The 18,439-nt window shown below is 67.0% G+C and carries 17 protein-coding genes and 1 pseudogene; 10 read left to right on the forward strand and 8 right to left on the reverse strand.

The window, feature by feature from the left end; genetic code table 11:
- Positions 1-10 precede the first annotated feature (10 nt).
- From N4G47_RS12305 to N4G47_RS12325, 5 genes are all read right to left on the reverse strand, one after another.
- Positions 11-1,615 (reverse strand): glucoamylase family protein, encoded by a 1,605-nt coding sequence (locus tag N4G47_RS12305; RefSeq protein ID WP_107230941.1) that lies wholly within the window; start codon positions 1,613-1,615, stop codon positions 11-13.
- 243 nt (positions 1,616-1,858) lie between these two features.
- The gene (locus tag N4G47_RS12310) at positions 1,859-4,915 is read right to left on the reverse strand and encodes a TonB-dependent receptor (protein ID WP_475287426.1); all 3,057 of its coding nucleotides are present in this window, start codon (positions 4,913-4,915) and stop codon (positions 1,859-1,861) included.
- 75 nt (positions 4,916-4,990) lie between these two features.
- Positions 4,991-6,028: a LacI family DNA-binding transcriptional regulator gene (locus N4G47_RS12315; protein WP_475287428.1), complete on the reverse strand. Its 1,038-nt coding sequence runs from the start codon at positions 6,026-6,028 to the stop codon at positions 4,991-4,993.
- Positions 6,029-6,177: 149 nt separating this feature from the next.
- On the reverse strand, positions 6,178-6,453 hold the full coding sequence (locus tag N4G47_RS12320; RefSeq protein ID WP_475287430.1) for a BolA family protein: 276 nt from the start codon (positions 6,451-6,453) through the stop codon (positions 6,178-6,180).
- Positions 6,450-6,749, reverse strand: coding sequence for a YciI family protein (locus N4G47_RS12325; RefSeq protein ID WP_475287432.1), 300 nt, complete (start codon positions 6,747-6,749; stop codon positions 6,450-6,452). Before N4G47_RS12325 ends, N4G47_RS12320 begins: the two co-directional genes overlap by 4 nt.
- 376 nt (positions 6,750-7,125) lie before the next feature.
- On the opposite strand from N4G47_RS12325, the pseudogene N4G47_RS12330 reads away from it, so the two are divergent.
- The 4 genes and pseudogenes from N4G47_RS12330 (at position 7,126) to N4G47_RS12345 (ending at position 11,049) form a co-directional block, all read left to right on the forward strand.
- Positions 7,126-8,030, forward strand: a pseudogene (locus tag N4G47_RS12330) (segregation and condensation protein A).
- A gap of 13 nt (positions 8,031-8,043) precedes the next feature.
- Positions 8,044-8,919: an SMC-Scp complex subunit ScpB gene (gene scpB / locus N4G47_RS12335; RefSeq protein WP_249843491.1), complete on the forward strand. Its 876-nt coding sequence runs from the start codon at positions 8,044-8,046 to the stop codon at positions 8,917-8,919.
- A 54-nt stretch (positions 8,920-8,973) separates the two neighbouring features.
- Complete coding sequence (locus N4G47_RS12340) at positions 8,974-10,548, forward strand: pseudouridine synthase (RefSeq protein ID WP_475289939.1); 1,575 nt, start codon at positions 8,974-8,976, stop codon at positions 10,546-10,548.
- Between the two features lie 204 nt (positions 10,549-10,752).
- On the forward strand, positions 10,753-11,049 hold the full coding sequence (locus N4G47_RS12345; protein WP_475287435.1) for a hypothetical protein: 297 nt from the start codon (positions 10,753-10,755) through the stop codon (positions 11,047-11,049).
- Here the strand turns inward: N4G47_RS12345 and N4G47_RS12350 are convergent.
- The 3 genes from N4G47_RS12350 to N4G47_RS12360 all read right to left on the reverse strand — a co-directional run bounded on the left by N4G47_RS12350 (position 11,036) and on the right by N4G47_RS12360 (position 13,552).
- Positions 11,036-11,470 carry a hypothetical protein gene (locus tag N4G47_RS12350; protein ID WP_107230949.1) on the reverse strand — a complete coding sequence of 145 codons (435 nt, stop codon included), beginning with the start codon at positions 11,468-11,470 and terminating at the stop codon, positions 11,036-11,038. The two genes, N4G47_RS12345 and N4G47_RS12350, sit on opposite strands and share 14 nt — an antisense overlap.
- Before the next feature lie 112 nt (positions 11,471-11,582).
- Positions 11,583-12,389, reverse strand: a complete 807-nt coding sequence (locus N4G47_RS12355; protein ID WP_475287438.1) for an amidohydrolase — start codon at positions 12,387-12,389, stop codon at positions 11,583-11,585.
- Positions 12,390-12,403: 14 nt separating this feature from the next.
- On the reverse strand, positions 12,404-13,552 hold the full coding sequence (locus tag N4G47_RS12360) for a pyridoxal phosphate-dependent aminotransferase (protein ID WP_475287440.1): 1,149 nt from the start codon (positions 13,550-13,552) through the stop codon (positions 12,404-12,406).
- Between the two features lie 57 nt (positions 13,553-13,609).
- Here N4G47_RS12360 and ccmA point away from each other — a divergent pair, with 57 nt between their 5' ends.
- Genes ccmA through N4G47_RS12390 form a run of 6 tightly spaced genes read left to right on the forward strand, consistent with a single transcriptional unit; the run spans position 13,610 to position 18,431 of the window.
- Positions 13,610-14,362, forward strand: coding sequence for a heme ABC exporter ATP-binding protein CcmA (ccmA, locus tag N4G47_RS12365; protein ID WP_475287442.1), 753 nt, complete (start codon positions 13,610-13,612; stop codon positions 14,360-14,362).
- Complete coding sequence (ccmB, locus tag N4G47_RS12370; RefSeq protein WP_475287444.1) at positions 14,359-15,054, forward strand: heme exporter protein CcmB; 696 nt, start codon at positions 14,359-14,361, stop codon at positions 15,052-15,054. The genes ccmA and ccmB overlap by 4 nt, the downstream gene beginning before the upstream one ends.
- A gap of 43 nt (positions 15,055-15,097) precedes the next feature.
- Positions 15,098-15,868 carry a heme ABC transporter permease CcmC gene (ccmC, locus tag N4G47_RS12375; RefSeq protein WP_087923100.1) on the forward strand — a complete coding sequence of 257 codons (771 nt, stop codon included), beginning with the start codon at positions 15,098-15,100 and terminating at the stop codon, positions 15,866-15,868.
- A complete protein-coding gene (locus N4G47_RS12380; protein WP_475287446.1) occupies positions 15,865-16,053 on the forward strand; it encodes a heme exporter protein CcmD in 189 nt (62 codons plus the stop codon). Before ccmC ends, N4G47_RS12380 begins: the two co-directional genes overlap by 4 nt.
- On the forward strand, positions 16,050-16,511 hold the full coding sequence (gene ccmE, locus N4G47_RS12385) for a cytochrome c maturation protein CcmE (RefSeq protein WP_309337018.1): 462 nt from the start codon (positions 16,050-16,052) through the stop codon (positions 16,509-16,511). Before N4G47_RS12380 ends, ccmE begins: the two co-directional genes overlap by 4 nt.
- Positions 16,512-18,431, forward strand: a complete 1,920-nt coding sequence (locus N4G47_RS12390) for a heme lyase CcmF/NrfE family subunit (RefSeq protein WP_475287448.1) — start codon at positions 16,512-16,514, stop codon at positions 18,429-18,431.
- The last annotated feature ends 8 nt before the right edge of the window (positions 18,432-18,439 follow it).

Consider the following 18,439-nt stretch of genomic DNA (forward strand, 5'->3'; position numbering starts at 1 on the left):
CGGCACCGGGTTACTTCCCCTGCCCTGTGTTGCGGTTGGCATTGTTCTTCTGTTCCTGCGCGGCAGCCGCGCGTGATTCGGCGATACCCACCGCGCGTGCCGCCGCGGCCTTTTCGTCCTTCTGCAGTTCCAGCGGCTGGAACGAGCCTTCCGGCGCCAGCCAGCCGCCACTGAACCCGGCCCGCTCCAGACCCTTGCGGATGTACGGATTCTTCTTCATCACTTCCCAGACGAAGTCGTTGCGATAGTTGGCGATCATGGTCAGGATCGGGCCCTGGTCGATGGCGATGTAATCGCTGGCGACCCAGCCGCGATCCGGTACCACGCGGCCGGTCTTGATCGGGATGTCGTAGTTGAAGCTGGGATTGAACGAATCCAGGAAGCCGTAGCTGGAATAGATGTAGTCGCCGTAGCGCTTGTGCATCTCCAGCGTGGCCGGAATCACCTGCTCCGGTGCGAACACCACCGAGGCGATCGCGGCGGTCGGCGCGATCGTGCCGTCATCGAAGTTCTCGCGCAGGCCGGCGCCGCGCGAAGAGTAATGGCGGAACTGCCGCTGCTCGCCGCGATACTCCTGCGTGGTGTTCTGCGGGCCATCGCTGGCGGTCAGGCCCCAGACATTCTCGCCATAGTCCTTCCACTGCATCGGGTTGGCGATGGCGTACTCGCGCTGGGCCAGCGCGGCCGAACGGCTGTTGAGGAAATAGGTGCTGCCGCGTTCGCGCATGTACGCGTCCTGGATATCGCGGAAGTCGATCCAGACATGGCTGTACTGGTGGCCGAACAACGGGCCGAAGGACAGGTATTCCTGGCCCTGGTAGACGCCCCAGTCGTTGTCATAGGTGCGCGTCCACACCGTCCATGCGTCCGGGCTGACCGGGTGCGTGGGCGAGCCCAGGGCGAGGATGTAGACCATCATCGCCTCGTTGTAGCCCATCCAGTCATGGTCGATGAAGCCGCTCTCCGGGAACCAGCCCATCGAGATCAGCGGCGCGCGCTGCTGCAGCCAGGGCCAGTCGACCTTCTTGTACAAGGTGTCGGCGATCTGCCGGATTTCCTTCTCGCGCGGGTCGTCACCGTCGTAGTAGGACTGCGCGAACAGCACGCCCATCATCAGCAGCGCGGTATCCACCGAGGACAGCTCGACCCAGCTGTCGTAGCGTCGGCCCTGCTGCATGTCCAGGAAGTGGTAGTAGAAGCCCTTGTAGCCGGCCTTGCCGGTACGCTGCGGGCCCATCGGCACGTCGCGGAAGAATTTCAACGTAGTCAGCGTCCGATCGATCGCCTGGTTGCGGCTGACCCAGCCGTTCTCGATGCCGATCGGATAGGCGGTCAGCGCGAAGCCGACCGAGGCGATGCTGGCGAACGGCCGCGACGGATAGCGGTCCGGAGTCAGGCCGTTCACTTCGTTGGTGGTGTCCCAGAAGAACTGGAAGGTGCGCCGCTCGATGTCATCAAACAGCGGCGGCAGCTCCGGCTTCATCGGCCGCGGCGGTGCGTCGGCCTCGATCAGGATCACCGGTGGGCGCGGCTTGGCAGGCTCCTGCTGGGCCGGCTGGCAGGCGGCCACGCCCAGGCTCAGCGCGGCGGCGGACAACAGATGGCGTGCCTGCATGGCGCGGTTCCTCCGGTGGTCTGATCGATGGGAAAGCATACCGTCCAATGATCTGAAATCGTTTACAAGATGCGTTCTTAAAAAACCACGAAAAACGTGGTTTGACACCGCGATCATTGCCCACACCGCTGCCCCCTGCCCGGCAGCGGTGTGGGCAATGGACCGGCACCCGGCCGGCCATTGCCGTTTTCACCGATGCCGCCAGCGAGCCGGCGGCATCGGGTCATGCATCAACGCCCGGGCTTAGAAGCGGAAGCCCACTTCGGCCTTGACCTGACGCGGCGTACCGATGATCTCGCCGGTCTCGTTGTAGCTGGCCTGCAGCTTGCCGTTGGTCTTGACGTAGTTGTAGGTGGAGAAGTTGTCGAAGTTGAACACGTTGATGATGTCGATACGCGCGTACAGCTCGGTATCGCCCGGCATCTTGAACGTCTTCGTCGCCTGCAGGTCGACCGAACGGTAGCCGAAGATCTTGCCACCCACCAGGAACTTGCCGGTGGCGTTGGGCACCGCTGCCTGCGGGGTCGGCAGGGTGTAGCCGCTGGCCTGCATCACCGGGTACCAGTCATTGACGGCGGTCGGCGTAGCCAGGGTGATCTTGCCACCGAAGGTGATGCCCCAGAAGCCCGCGTACGAACCGGTCATCACCAGGCGGTGACGCGGCGCGCCGTTGGAGCGGATGGTCGGGTAGTCACCGATCAGGCCGCGGTCGAAGGCGTACTTCTCGTTGATGTCGCGGTTGTGGCGCGCGGTGGTCCAGGTATAGGCGATCGAGGTGCCCCAGCCACTTTCCTTGGTGAACGGCTTCTGCGCCGACAGCAGGACCTGGGTAGCGCGGGTCTTGATGCCCTGCTGGCCGATGATCAGGCTGCCGAAGCCCGGCACGTTGCAGCTCCACGCCTGGCTCAGGCCCGGGTCGGTGCCGCCGCACAGGCGCGGGTCATCGAAGAACTGGCCGGTCGGGTAACGGTTGCCCAGGGTGAAGGCGAAGCCGTCGTAGCTCAGGGTGCGGGCGATGGTGGCGTCGGTCAGCCAGTCACCGATCTGGTTGCTCATGCCCAGGCTGAACTGATCCGAGTACGGGGCCTTCAGCTTGTTGTTCAGCAGGTCCACTTCCAGGCCGGCATTGCTGGTCGCGCCAACCAGCGACTGCAGGTTGCCGATGCCGTTGAGCAGGTTCGGGTTCCAGTCGTAGCAGGCGGCCTGGCCGTTGATGCAGGTGCCGGTGGCCGGGTTGCGGAAGTAGATGGTCGGCTGCGGCAGGGCCAGCTTGGTGGTTTCCAGCTGCAGGTTGTCAAACAGGTCGCGGTCGTAGGAACGGCCGGCACCACCGTGGATCACGTGCTGCTCGTCAGCGTTGATGTCATACGAGAAGCCCAGGCGCGGCTGCCAGGCATCCTTGAACGCCTTGCGGTTGTGGCCGTTGCTGATGTAGTTGCTGATGTCCAGGCCGCCCAGTGCCAGCGAATCGGCGTAGGTCTGGCCGGCAGGCGCGCGCGGATCCTGCGAGTAGATGGCGTCGACCACCTGCTGCGGGGTCACGAAGTCCAGGTAGGACGGGGTCTTTTCGTAGTCCCAGCGCAGGCCGAGGTTGATCTGCAGGTGGTCATTGACCTGCCAGTCGTCCTGGATGAACACGCCGTACTGCTTGGACTTCGAACGCACTTCACCGGACACGCCCGACACGCCGGTCACCGGCTTGACGAACTGCGCCTTGTACGGAATGGAATCCGGGAAGTCCGGATCGCCCAGGCTGTAGGTGAAGGTCGGGTTGATCTGCGCCGCATCGGAGGCGTACAGGTCGATCTGCTTGTACTTCACGCCCATCTTGATGGTGTGGTCACCGGCCCACTGGATGCCATCCAGGGTCAGGTTGTCTTCGATCGACCAGCCCTTCTGGCCCTTCACCTGCGAATCCAGTGCCGAGGCGCCACCGATCTTCACCACGGTGCGGTCTTCAGGACCGTCCGGCGCGGTGTAGGTGATGCCGTTGGCCAGGGTCAGCGGGGTCGGGTTGTTGAACGAATCTTCGTGGGTGACCATCAATTCGTTGTAGTAACGCTCACCGCTGTGGTTCCAGCGCAGCGCGTAACGACGGTCGGTGTTGACCACTTCACGGCCGGCTTCCGGCGAGGTCTGGCCACTGAACTGCGACTGGGTTTCGTCGCGGTCCTGGAAGGTCAGTTCGATGCGATCGTTGTCGGTCGGCTCGAAGTCGATCTTGCCGAAGATCAGGTCCTGCTGGAACGGCTGGCTGGCCGGGCCGAGGCCGGCAGCACCGGCCGGCGGCAGCAGACCGGCAGCGCCGGTGACCGCGCCGTCCGGCGCGATGGTGACCGGCAGGTCGAAGCGCTTGGCTTCGTAGGTCACGAAGAAGTGGGCCTTGTCCTTGACGATCGGGCCGCCCAGCGCGAAGCCGTATTCCTTTTCGGCCGAGACCATCTTGTCCTTGCCGCCCTGGCGCTCGGCCGGGGTCTTGGCGCGCATGTCTTCATCGGTGTAGCGGTAGAACGCCTCACCCTTGAACTCGTTGGTACCGGACTTGGTCGCGGCAGTCACCGCAGCGCTCGACACCTGGCCGTACTCGGCCTTGTAGTTGCCGCTGATGACCTTGTATTCGCCGATGGCCAGCTGCGGGAACGGGTTGCCGGCGCTGCCGGACTGGCCGGCCACGCCGCCGCCCTTGACGTAGCTCTTCTGGCCCACGCCGTCGATGTACACGTTGGTGCCGTCGGCATTGGTGGCACCGCCGCGCAGCGAGGTGTTGCCCTTGGCGTCACGGGTGAAGATCATGCCCGGCACCGCGTCGGCGAACTCCAGGAAGTTGCGCGACACCTGCGGGGTGGTCTGGATCTGCTGCAGGCTGACGGTCTTGCCCACTTCAGAGGTGCGCACTTCCTGCAGCAGGGTCGGTGCGACGACGTTGACGGTGTCCAGGTTGGTGGCCGCGGTCGAACCCGGCGTGCTGCTGGCAGCACCGGCGAAGTTCAGCGTGGCGGTGGAGGCCACGGTGACGGTGACCTTCTGGGTCTGGCCGTTGGCGACCACGTCGTAGGTGCCCGGATCCAGGCCCATCAGCGAGTAGCTGCCATCGGCGCGCACGGTGCCGCGACGGACGGTACCGGTGGCCACATTGGTGGCGGTGACTTCAGAACCGGCCTGGGCGCCGGCAACCTGGCCGCGCAGGCTGGCGTTGGCCGACTGCGCCATGGCGTTGGGGGCCGCAGCCAGCATCAGACAGCTGACCAGTGCGGTGCTCAGCAGCCGGCGTGCCGGCGTGCGGAAGGTGGTATGCATCATCAACTCAATCTCCGGGTGGCGGTGACCGCTCGCGCGGTCCCTGCGATCAATCAAAAAGAAGGAACGCCTCTGGCTTCAACGGCCGGATGGCGGAGTGGTGGAATCGCGAACTATCAAGCGGGGAACCAGGGTCTGCTTGTCCCCTGTCCCATCCGTGGAGGTGCCGTCCATCAACTGCATCAGGCGCGTCATGGCCCGATCGCCGAGCTCGGCGATGCTGACCTGCATGGTGGTCAGCGACGGGTGGACGAAACGTGCCAGTGGAATGTCATCGAAACCGGCCAGGGCGACATCGGTCGGCACATGGACCCCTGCCTGCGTGAACGCATACAGGCAACCCAGGGCCATCATGTCGTTGGCGGCGAACACGGCATCGGGCAGCGCTCCGGCTGCCAGCAACTCCTGACCGGCGCGGTGGCCGGAAGCTTCGTCGAAATCACCGGGCAGCTCGATGCCTTCGGCGCCACTGCCGAATGCCGCCAGCGCGTCACGGAAGCCGCGCAGGCGCTCGCGCGCGTCGAAGTTGAGGTCCGGGCCAGAAATGAAAGCGATGCGACGGTGGCCAGCGTCGAGCAGATGGCGGGTCATCGCCATCGCACCGGCATGGTCGTCGATGCTCAACACCGGGTGTTCCTGCGTGGGCAGGTAGGTATTGATCAACACCGTCGGCAGCGACTGCGGCAGGTTGTCGGTCAGGAAGCCCGGGCTCTCGGCATAGGGCGAGAGCACCAGCAGCCCGTCAACCCGGCCGCGCATGGCACGCAGGGCCGCGCCCTGCTGCTCCTGGTCGCCGTGGTAGCTGGACACCAGCAGGTGCTGGCGGCGGTTGCGGGCGACGTTGTCGATGCCGCGCATCAGCTCGGAGAAGAATTCGCCGTACAGGTCGGGCAGCACCACGCCCACCGTGTTGGTGCGGCGGCTGCTCAGGCTGCGGGCGGCGGCGTGCGGGGTGTAACGCAGCCGGGCGGCCACCTCCAGCACAAGCTGGCGGACCGGTTCGGCGACATTTTCATGCCCGTTGAGCGCACGCGATACCGTGGCCACGGAGACCCGGGCTTCGCGAGCGACGTCTTTGATTGTGATAGCTGCCTTGTTCACGAAGCCGCCCTCCACGGCTTGGACCTACCAGCATTGGCGCGGAATGTAAGCGTTTCCATCTGGGCTTGTAAACAGTCCGTTAGGCGAATGTCCTGAAATGGACATGAAAACCTGTCCATCACAGGCCTTTGCGAAGACCTGCGATGACAGCGCGGGACAAGGGCTCAGCCCTGTTCTGACGGGGTGGATGCGCGGATGGACAGGGCATGGATGTCGGTGTCCATCATCGCCCCCAGTGCGGCATAGACCGCGCGGTGGCGCGCCAGCGGGCCCAGCCCGGCAAAGCGCTCGCTGACCACCAGTACGTTGAAATGGCCGCGCCCATCGCGGGCTCCGGCATGACCGGCATGGCGATGACTGTCGTCTTCGATTTCCAGCCGGGTCGGGGCCAGCGCCTGCTGCAGCGCATCACGGATCCGTTCGATCCGTCCGGCGTTCACGGCAGGACCTTGCGGAACGGCCGCACCTGCACGCGGGTGTAGACGCCCGCGTCGACGTAAGGGTCGGCATCGGCCCAGGCCTGGGCCTGCGCAAGCGACTCGAACTGGGCAATCACCACCGAGCCGCTGAAGCCGGCCGGACCGGGGTCTTCGCTATCCACCGCCGGACAGGGACCGGCCAGCAGCAGGCGCCCTTCGTCGCGCAGCGCGTGCAGGCGCGCCAGGTGTTCCGGCCGGGCCTGCAGCCGCTGTGCCAGCACATCCTGGCCGTCATACCCCTCGATCACATACCACACCGGCGTTACCTCGCTTGCGTTTTCGGGTCCGCAGATTCTAGCCAATGGCCCCTGCCGCCGCCCTTGGCTGGACACCTGCGCCACAAAGGCTTACCCTAGAACCCATTGCACGTGGCTGGATGCAGCAGCTCGTCGGTTCCTGCGGCCAATGCGGCCCCCGACGACCGACCTGCCGCTTCAAAACCGGATCGCCTGACCGGGCCACGTAGACGACCTCCCCGTAGTTTCGTCGCTGCCGTTCGCTGCGGCGCGTCCTGCTGTTTGATATGTGTGGAATCGCGCCGATCCCGGCGTGTCTGGTGCCCTGGGGCTCCGTGGCGTTGGCCCGGCGAACCCGGTGCCGCGACTGGTCCGTTGCAATCCTGATGTCCATTAGATGACTTCCGAACTCGCGCTCGACGCGAACCCGCCAACCCGGCCGCCCGCCCCCAGCAGCAGGAAATGCCGCTGGCCGTGGTGCATGGGCAACCGGTCCTGCAGATCCCGCAGGACCTGTACATCCCGCCGGACGCGCTGGAAGTCATCCTGGATGCCTTTGAAGGCCCGCTGGACCTGCTGCTGTACCTGATCCGCCGGCAGAACCTGGACGTGCTGGACATTCCGGTAGCCGAGATCACCCGGCAGTACGTGGAATACATCACCGTGATGCGCGAGCTGCGTTTCGAGCTGGCGGCCGAGTACCTGGTGATGGCCGCGATCCTGGCCGAGGTGAAGTCGCGCATGCTGCTGCCGCGGCCGGTCAGCGAGGAAGGCGACGAGGCCGACCCGCGCGCCGAGCTGGTGCGCCGGCTGCAGGAGTACGAACGCTTCAAGCAGGCGGCCGAGGACATCGACGCCCTGCCCCGCCAGGACCGCGACACCACGGTGGCGCATGCCTTCATGCCCGAACGCGCGGCGGTGAAACTGCCGCCGCCGGTGGACCTGAAGGAAATGCTGCTGGCGCTGCACGACGTGCTCAAGCGCGCCGAGCTGTTCAGCGGCCACGCCATCAAGCGCGAGGCACTGAGCGTGCGGCAGCGCATGGGCGAAGTGCTCGGCCGCATGGAAGATGGCAGGTTCTATCGTTTCGAGAGCCTGTTCACCGCTGAAGAAGGCAAGCTGGGCGTGCTGGTCACGTTCCTGGCGGTGCTGGAACTGGCCAAGGAACAGTTGCTGGACATCGTGCAGGAAGAGCCGCTGGCGCCGATCTACGTGAAGTCGCTGGCTGCCGGCAACACCAACGCCCCGCTGCAGTTCAGCAGCGAGTTCGACGACAACGACGCCGCCAACGAGAACGAGTGAGCGCTGCCTGCCGATGGATCAATCGCTGATCAACCGCATAGTCGAAGGTGCCCTGCTGGCCTCCAGCCAGCCGCTGACCCTGGCCCAGCTGAAGGACCTGTTCCCGGAAGAGGAACCGGCACCGCCGGGCAGCATCGAACGTGCGCTGGAGCGCCTGCGTGAAGCCTGTGCGGAGCGCGGCGTGGAACTGGTCGAGGTCGCCTCCGGCTTCCGCTACCAGGTCACCGGCGAAGTGCACAGCTGGATCAGCCGGCTGTGGACCGAACGCAAGACCCGCTACACCCGTGCCACGCTGGAAACCCTGGCGTTGATCGCCTACCGGCAACCGATCACCCGCGGCGAGATCGAACAGGTGCGCGGCGTGGCAGTCAGCAGCAACATCATCCAGGCCCTGGAAGAACGCGAATGGATCCGCGTGGTCGGCCACCGCGACGTGCCCGGCAAGCCGGCGCTGTTCGGCACCACCAAGGGCTTCCTGGACTATTTCGGCCTCAAGCGCCTGGACGAACTGCCGCCCCTGTCCGAACTGAAGGACCTGGGCGAGCTGGAACCGCAGCTGGCGCTGGACCGCGATGGCCCGGCCGTTGCCGGTGCGGACGGCCCGGATGTTTCGGCCGGCGCCGACGGCGCTGCCGCCAACGATGACGCCGGCCTGGCCGGCAGTGACACCCCAGATTCCGCCGATGCAGACACTGCCTCGGCTTCCGATGAGCAAGCACCTTCGCCCCTCGATGATGGGCACCCCGATTCCGCGCCGGGCGAGCGCGCGGTGCCAGTGAACGAACGCGAAGACAACGCCGTCGCGACGACGACCGTGGCTGTTGACCAAGCCGATTCCGAACCAGAGGCCGACCTCGAAACCGTCGGCCGGAGCAAAACTGATGAGTGACACCCCCGTAACAAGCTCTCGCTCAAGCGCGAAGCCACCTCCGAACAGTTCAAGCTGGAAGAGCGCCTGCACAAGGTGCTGGCCCAGGCCGGCCTCGGCTCGCGCCGCGCGCTGGAACAACGCATTGCCGAGGGCCTGGTCAAGGTCAACGGCGAAGTCGCGCAGACCGGCATGTCGGTCAAGAGCGGCGACAAGATCGAGCTGGATGGCCGTGGCTTCGTCGCCACCGCCCTGGCCGAACCGTCGCGCGTACTGGTCTACAACAAGCCGGAAGGCGAAGTGACCACCCGCGAAGATCCCGAAGGCCGCCCGACCGTATTCGAATCGCTGCCGCCGCTGAAGGGCGCGCGCTGGATCGCCATCGGCCGCCTGGACATCAACACCACCGGCCTGCTGCTGGCCACCACCGACGGTGAACTGGCCAACGCCATGATGCACCCGTCGTTCGAGGTCGAGCGCGAGTACGTGGTGCGCGTGCGCGCCCCGGAAGGCGAGGAAAAGGTCTCCGACGCCATCGTCGACCGCCTCGCCCGTGGCGTCGCGCTGGAAGACGGCCCGGCCAAGTTCGACGAGATCGAACGTATTGGCGGCACCGATTCGCACGACTGGTTCCGCGTCGTGGTGAAGGAAGGCCGCAACCGCGAAGTGCGCCGCCTGTGGGAATCGCAGGGCTGCCAGGTCAGCCGCCTCAAGCGCACCCGCTACGGCAAGGTCAGCCTGCCGCGCGAACTGGCCCGTGGCCATTCGGTGGAACTGGGCACCGCCCAGGTCGAAGCCCTGCGTGCACAGCTGAAGCTGGAAGAAGGCGCGCCGTCGGCACTGACCCTGCAGCCGGTGATCGGCCAGCGCCGCGCCGCCAAGACCACCGTGCGTGTGCGCGAAGGGGGCCGTGGCAATGCGTACGTCAACGGTCACAACACGGCCGACGAAGGCCGCGAACTGCGCCGCTTCGACAACGTGCGCGAAGATCGCGGCCGTGGTCGCGGTGGCAAGGGTGGCGGCTTCAAGGGCGGCCTGACGGTCAGCGGTGAAGCGGCGGCCAAGCAGTCGCAGAAGCCGTTCAAGCAGCGCGCGCCGAAGAATGATCGCTCGCTGCCGGAAGGCAACCCGGCTGCGTTCCGCACCTGGTACGTGCCGGACGGTGTCAGCACCGGCCCGAGCGGCCATCGCAATGCCGGTCCGGGCGCACGTGGCCCGGGTGCCCGTGGTCCGGGCGCGGGCGGCCAGGGCCGTCCGTACGGCAAGCCGAAGGGCCCGGGCGCGGGCGCCGGTGGTGGCCAGGGCCGTGGCGGTTTCGGCGGTGAAGGCCGTGGCGGCGCAGGCGGCCAGGGTCGTCCGGCCGGTGGTGGCAACCGCTCGCAGGGCCAGGGCAACAAGCACCCGTACGGCCATCCGGGCAACGCCCCGAGCTTCCCGTCCGACCACGCCACCCCGGGCTTCAACCCGTATGGCAGCCCGAAGCCGGCACACGGCGCCCGTCCGGGCGGTCGCGGTCCGGGTGGCGGCAACAACCGTGGCCCGGGCGGTAATCGCGGCCCCGGCGGTCCGGGTGGCAACCGTGGCCCGGGTGGCCCCGGCGGCAACCGCGGTCCGGGCGGCCCGCGCCGCAGCGGCCCGCGCGGCGGCTGACTGCCGGCCCAACTGGAATGAAAAACCCCGGCTCCGGCCGGGGTTTTTCGTTGTGCCGTAGATCCACGCCACGCATGGATGGACGCGTCATCAGGCGACGCTTTAGGACTTGTTGCATTCACCGCGCCGTGTGATCCAGCGCCCAGAGCGCATTCAATCGCGTCGGCTAACGTGGCGCCTCCCGAAACAACCGAGGCAGTCCCGATGATCGACATCACGCCCGAACAGGCCCGAGCCAACGCGGCCACCGCCAGCCATCCGGTAGAGCAGTACTACGCCGACCTCAACAACTCCATCCGCGTTTGCTCACTGGAAGGAAAGCACGAGATCACGTTCGGCTTCAGTCGCGCACTTGCCAGCGAAGCGCTCGTTGATGGTGTCGTACACCAGCTTCTGCGCACCGGCTACAGCGCCGAGCGCCTCTCCAGCAACGACGAACAACACTTCATCCGCATCAGCTGGAAACAAACCTCGGAACCGGTAAGGCTCAGCGGCGGCTGATGGTGAAGGCGGTGCCATCCACGCCCAGATCCCAGCCTTCGCCGGTGCCGGACAGGGCCAGCGAGATGTCGCCCTTGGTCATTACCTGCGCATTGCTGGACTTCACCGCACCCGCGTGCGCGCCAACCGATGCGTAGGTCCCCAACAGTTCATTGACGCTGACCGCACCGGTGAAGCTGCCCCGGCCATTGGTGATCTTCGACTTGCCCACCGTCAGGCCGCCACCCTTCATCTGGATGCGCACCGGCAGGCTGGCGCCGTTGCTGCAGGTGACCGTACCGTTGCCGGAGGCGGTCTTGTAGATCAGCGACCAGCCGGACAGGTTGTAGCGCAGCTGGCAGTCGAGGTTGCCGGCGGCGTGCGCAGCCGGGGCCAGCGACGCGGCGGACAGGGCCAGCAGCAGGGCGAAGGGCTTGTTCATGGCGGGACTTCCAGATCGTTCGGACTGCTGGCGAATCTAGCAGCGCGCGCGTGCACGATGGATGCACGCGCGCGTGCGGGTGCGGCCAGCATTCAGCCGCCGTCCGGCTGGCTCAGGCCTGCTCGTCCAGATGGAAGGCATCGGCATCGAGCATCGCCGGGAAGCGTGCGCGGTGCGCGGCCAGCGCTTCGGCCGAAATGGTGGTGGTCACCACCTGCTCGCGCTCACGGATCTCGACCTGCGGCTGGCCAAGGAAATCGATCACCGCGCTGTCGCCGGCGTAGTGCAGCTGGTTGCCATCCACGCCCACGCGATTCACCGCCGCCACGAAGCACAGGTTCTCGATCGCCCGCGCGCGCAGCAGGGTCTTCCACGCATAGGCACGCGCCGAGGGCCAGTTGGCGACGAAGATCTGCAGGTCGAAGTCCAATTGCTCGGGACGCTCGACGTTGTAGCGGTTGCGGCAGAACACCGGGAAGCGCAGGTCGTAGCAGACCTGCGGATTGATCCGCCAGCCCTTCCATTCCACGCTCAGGCGCTCGCGACCGGCGGCATAGCGTTCGTGCTCGCCGCCGTAGCGGAACAGGTGACGCTTGTCGTAGTACTGCAGCCCGCCATCGGGTGTGGCGAACAGCAGGCGGTTGTACACGCCCTCGCCATCGCGCAGCTGCACGCTGCCGATCACCGCCGCGTTCAACGCCCGGGCCTGCTCGCGCACCCAGGCCACGGTCGGGCCGTCCATGCCTTCGGCCTGCGCGATGGCGTCGTTGGAGAAGCCACTGGTGAAGGTCTCCGGCAGGATCACCAGGTCGGTGGTGCCGGCCAACGGCGCCAGCAGCGCGCCGTAGTAATCACGGTTACCCGCCGGGTCATGCCAGCGGGTGTCGCCCTGGACGAGGGAAATGCGCAGGTCCTGCATCTTCACTGCTCCGCTCAAAGAAGGCGCAGGCGTTCGATCGCCGCGTCCATGGTCGCTTCATTCTTGGCAAAGCACAGGCGCACCAGGCGCTGGCCAGCCGGCGGATTCTCGTAGAACGGCGACAGCGGGATGGCGGTGACACCCTTCTCGATGGTCAGCCACTTCACGAACTCGTGGTCCGGCAGATCGCTGATGGCCGAGTAGTCGACCAGCTGGAAGTAACCACCCGGCACCGGTAGCGGCTTCAGGCGCGTGCCGGCCAGCTGCTCGCGGAAACGATCGCGCTTGGCCTGGTAGAACGCGCCCAGCTCCAGGTGGTGTTCGGGCTCGTCGCGGATCATCGCGGCGAAGCCATACTGCGCCGGGCCGAAGCTGGTGAAGGTGTTGTACTGGTGCACCTTGCGGAACTCGGCAGTCAGCGCCGGCGGCGCGATCGCGTAGCCGATCTTCCAGCCGGTGCAGTGGTAGGTCTTGCCGAAGCTGGAGATGACGAACGCGCGCTCGCGCAGTTCCGGGTAGCGCAGCGCCGATTCATGACGGCGGCCGTCATAGATGATGTGCTCGTACACTTCATCGGAGATCAGGTAGATCTGCGTGCCGCGCAGCAGCTCGGCCAGCGCCTGCATGTCCTGCGCCGACAGCATCGCGCCGGACGGATTGTGCGGGGTGTTGACGATCAGCATGCGGGTGCGCGGGGTGAGTGCCGCACGCACGCGATCCCAATCGACCGCGAAGGTCTGCGGATCGAGCGACACATGCACCGCCCTGGCGCCGGCCAGGTCGATCGCCGGCTCATAGCAGTCATACGCCGGGTCGAGCACGATCACTTCCTCGCCCGCACGCACCACGGCGTGGATGGCGTTGAAGATGGCCTCGGTGCCGCCGCTGGTGACGGTGATCTCGCTGTCCGCGTCCACCTGTGCGCCATAGCAGTCCAGCGCCTTCTGCGCGATCGCCTGGCGCAGCGGCGCCACGCCGGTCATCGGCGGGTACTGGTTCAGACCGGCGGCCATCGCCCTGGCAGTCTCGTCGATCAGGCGCTGCGGTGCGGAAAAGTCCGGGAAACCCTGGCCCAGGTTGACCGCGCCGTGTTCGGCGGCGAGCTGGGACATCACGGTGAAGATCGTGGTACCGACCTTGGGCAGCTTGGTGTTGGGTTGCATCGGCCTGGGGAGTATGGGGAGACGGACCCCTGAGTTTACGCAATCCCTGCTTCGGTAGTGCCGGCCGCTGGCCGGCAACCCCAACGGGCAGATGGTGAAATTGCCGGCCAGCGGCCGGCACTACCACCGGCATTCACCGCTACAATTGCCGCCGCACTCCGGCATGAAGACCCCTGCCCCTTGAACACCCCTGCATTGCTGGCCGCCAGTGGCCTGAGCTTCTCCCGCAATGACGAGCCGGTGTTCGGCCCGCTGGACTTCCACGTGGACGCCGGTGAGGCGCTGCTGGTGCAGGGTGGCAACGGTGCCGGCAAGACCACGCTGCTGCGCGTGCTGGCCGGCCTGGCCCGGCCCGGTGCCGGCCAGGTACGGATCGACGGCAAACCGGCCAGCAATGCCGAGCGGGCGCGCTACGTCGCCTATCTCAGCCACCTGCCCGCGCTGAAGCCGGACCTGGATACGCTGGAGAACCTGCACTTCCTGTGCGGCCTGCACGGCCGCCGTGCGCGGCAGATGCCGGGCAACGCGCTGGCCATCGTCGGCCTGGCCGGGTACGAAGACACCCTGGTGCGTCACCTGTCCGCCGGGCAGAAGCGGCGCCTGGCGCTGGCGCGCATCTGGCTTTCGCCGGCGCCGCTGTGGCTGCTCGACGAACCCTATGCCAACCTCGACCTGGAGGGCATCACCCTGGTCAACCGGATGATCTCGGCACACCTGCGTGCCGGTGGCGCCGCGCTGGTCACCACCCACGGCGCGTATGCCGCACCGCCGGTGCGCACCCGCCAGCTCGACCTCGGCGGTGCCGCATGATCGCGCCGGGTACCGAACCGGGCCTGTGGCAGACCGCCGGCGCCCTGCTCAGGCGCGACCTGCGCCTGCTCTGGCGCCGTCGTGGCGATGCACTGCAGCCACTGCTGTTCGCGGTGCTGGTGGTGGTGCTGTTCGCGCTGGCCCAGGGCCGCGAGCCACAGCTGCTGGCCGCCACCGCCGGCGCGGTGCTGTGGCTGGCGGTGCTGCTGGCGGGACAGCTGTCGCTGGATTCGCTGTTCCGTTCCGATGCTGAAGACGGCTCGCTGGAGCAATGGCTGCTGGCACCGGTGCCGCTGACCTGGCTGGTACTGGTGCGCGTGCTGCTGCACTGGGCCACCACCGCGCTGCCGTTGATCGTGGTCAGCCCGCTGCTGGCCGAAATGCTGCATCTGCCGCATGACCAGCTGCCGCTGTTGCTGGCATCGTTGCTGCTGGGAACGCCGTTGCTGAGCCTGATCGGTGGCGTGGTCGCCGCGCTGACCGTAGGCATCCGGCGCTCTGGTATTCTCGTGGCGTTGCTGTCGTTGCCGCTGTACGTGCCGGTGCTGGTGTTTGGCGCAGGCAGCCTGGCGGCGGCCGGACGCGGACAGGATCCGGTCGGTGCACTGCTGATGCTGGGTGCCGGCCTGCTGGTCGCGCTGGTGCTGGCACCGCTGGCCACTGCTGCTGCAATACGCATTTCTCTGAGTTGACCGAGCTGAGAGCCAATCCACCCCTGCTGGATAGCCGCCACGCATGAATCCGATTGTCCGCTGGTTCCACCAACTCGGTTCACCGCCCACATTCGACCGTTTCGCTGCCCGCTGGTCGCGGGTGTTCTACCTCGCCGCGGTGCCGGTGCTGCTGGTCGGCATGTGGCAGGCGTTGCTGGTGGTGCCGCCGGAGGCCAAGCAGCTGGACAGCTTCCGCATCCTCTACATCCACGTGCCCAGCGCCTGGATGAGCCTGTTCGTGTTCGCGCTGATGGCGCTGTACGCGGCCATCGCACTGATCTGGCGGATCAAGGTCTGCGAGATCCTGGCCATGGCCTGCGCGCCGATGGGCGCCGGCTTCACCCTGATCACCCTGCTCACCGGCAGCATCTGGGGCAAGGGCACCTGGGGCACCTGGTGGGACTGGGATCCGCGCATGACCAGTGAACTGGTGCTGCTGTTCCTGTACCTGGGCGTGATCGGCCTGTACCACGCCATCGAAGACCGCCGCAGCGCCGCGCGCGCGGCCGGGCTGCTGGCCATCGTCGGCGTCAGCCTGCTGCCGGTGATCCGCTATTCGGTGGACTGGTGGGGCGGCCTGCACCAGCGCCAGTCAATCAATGTGTTCGGCGAATCGGCGATCAGCAGTGCGATGATCGCGCCGCTGTGGTGGATGGTGATCGGCACCAAGTTCTGGTTCGCCGGCTCGGTGCTGGCCAAGGCGCGCGCCGACAACCTCGACCGCGAGGCCGGCAAGGCCTGGGTCGGTGGCCGCGTCGATGCAGAGCGCCCGGCGCGGGAGGCCCAGCCATGACCCACCTGCCCTATGTGATCGGTGCCTACGCCGTGTTCGTGCTGGTGCTCGGCGCCGATGCCCTCGGCTCGTGGTTGCGCCTGCGCGTGGCGCGCCGCCTGGCACTGGCCCGGCAGAAACGGCAGCAGACCCGCGCCGGCAAGCAGGACGCAGCGGCCTCGCTGCCGACGGAGCTGGAACGATGACGCCGGTGCAGCGTCGCCGCCTGGCCTGGGTGCTGCTGGCCCTGCTCGCCTCCGGCCTGGCCACCGCACTGGTGGCGATGGCGTTGGAGCGCAACATCGCCTATCTGTACACGCCCGCCGAAGTGCTGCGCGGCGATGTCGATGCACAGACGCGCTTCCGCCTGGGCGGCATGGTGGTGAAGGGATCCTTCAACCGCCCGGTCGGCTCGCTGGAGGCACGCTTCGAGGTGACCGACGGCGATGCACAGCTGCCCGTGACCACCTCGCGGATCCTGCCGGACATGTTCGCCGAAGGCACTGCGGTGGTCGCCAGTGGCCGCCTGCAGGACGGCGTGTTCGTCGCCGACGAAGTGCTGGCCAAGCACGATGAAAAATATGTCCCGAAGGAAGTGGCCGACAAGATGGGCGACGCCCATCGCAAGCATGACGTGCCGGTAACGGCGCCCGAGGTGCGTTGAGTGCTGCCCGAACTGGGTCAGATCCTGCTGTTGTGCGCGCTGCTGGCCTCGCTGCTGCAGACCGCCCTGCCGCTGGCCGGTGCACATCGCAACCACGCCGCATGGATGGCGGTGGCACGACCGGCCGCCTTCGCGCAGTTGCTGCTGCTGGCCGGTGCGTTCGCGGTGCTCACCGCCGCCTTCGTGCAGCAGGACTTCTCGGTGCGCTATGTCGCCGAGAATTCCAACTCACTGCTGCCGATGATCTACCGCTACTCGGCGGTGTGGGGGGCGCACGAAGGCTCGCTGCTGATGTGGGCGCTGGTGCTGGCCCTGTGGACCGGCGCGGTGGCGCTGTTCTCGCGGCACCTGCCGGCCCCGGTGCAGGCGCGCGTGCTGGCGGTGATGGGCATCGTCAGCGTCGGCTTCCTCGCCTTCCTGATCTTCACCTCCAACCCGTTCCTGCGCCTGAACCCGGCGCCGCTGGAAGGCCGCGACCTCAACCCGCTGCTGCAGGACCCGGGCCTGATCATTCACCCGCCGATGCTGTACCTGGGCTACGTCGGCTTCGCGGTGCCGTTCGCCTTCGCTGTGGCTGCACTGCTGGAAGGCCGCATCGACGCGCGCTGGCTGCGCTGGACGCGGCCGTGGACCAACGTGGCCTGGGGCTTTCTGACCCTCGGCATCGCCCTCGGCAGCTGGTGGGCCTACTACGAGCTGGGCTGGGGCGGCTGGTGGTTCTGGGACCCGGTGGAGAACGCCAGCTTCATGCCCTGGCTGGTGGGTGCGGCACTGATCCACTCGCAGGCCGTCACTGAAAAGCGCGGCACCTTCGGCAGCTGGACCCTGCTGCTGGCGATCGCCGCCTTCGCGCTGTCGCTGCTGGGCACGTTCCTGGTGCGCTCGGGCGTGCTGACCAGCGTGCATTCGTTCGCTGCCGATCCTTCGCGCGGCCTGTTCATCCTGATCTTCCTGTCGCTGCTGGTCGGCGGCAGCCTGCTGCTGTATGCCCTGCGCGCCAGCCAGCTGAGCGTGGACGCCGACGATCCGCGCCGTGGCTTTACCGCGACCTCGCGCGAGACCCTGCTGCTGGCCAACAACCTGCTGCTGGCCACCGCCTGCGCGATGGTGCTGCTCGGCACGCTGTACCCGCTGCTGGCAGACGCGCTGTCACTGGGCAAGATCTCGGTCGGGCCACCCTACTTCGGCAGCCTGTTCCTGCTGCTGATGGCCCCGATGATCCTGTTGCTGCCGTTCGGCCCGCTGGTGAAATGGCAGCGTGACCAGCCGTCGCGCGCGTTCGCGTTGCTGGCACCGTGGCTGGGCCTGGCGCTGCTGCTGGGCGCGCTGGCCTGGTGGCAGGCACCGCAGAATGGCTGGAAGGCCGGCATCGGCGTGGCCGCCGCCGCCTGGGTCGGGCTCGGCACCGCGCGCTTTGTCTGGCAGCGGCTGCGCGGCAACGGCCGCTTCACCGCCGAGATGCTCGGCATGATTGTTGCCCACACCGGCATTGCGGTGTTCCTGGCCGGCGCACTGCTGGTGGAAGCCCTGAACGTGCAGCGCGAAGTGGCGCTGGCACCGGGCCAGCAGCTGGTGGTCGGCCGCTACGAGGTGCGCTTCGAGGGCGTGGACCACCGCGAAGGCCCGAACTTCATCGCCGACCGCGGTCATCTGCGGGTGTTCCGCAACGGCCATGAACAGGCCCTGCTGCATCCGGAGAAGCGCCAGTACGCCAGCGGCGGCCAGGTGATGACCGAAGCCGGCATCGATGCACGCTTCGATGGCGATGTCTACGTGGCATTGGGCGAGCCGCTGGGCAACAATGCATGGGCGGTGCGGGTGCATATCAAGCCGTTCGTGCGCTGGATCTGGCTGGGCGCGCTGCTGATGGCCCTGGGCGGATTCATCACCGCCGCTGACCGCCGTTTCCGTCGTCCGTAGGAGTTTCC

This window comes from Stenotrophomonas sp. GSD10 (genome assembly GCF_056172695.1).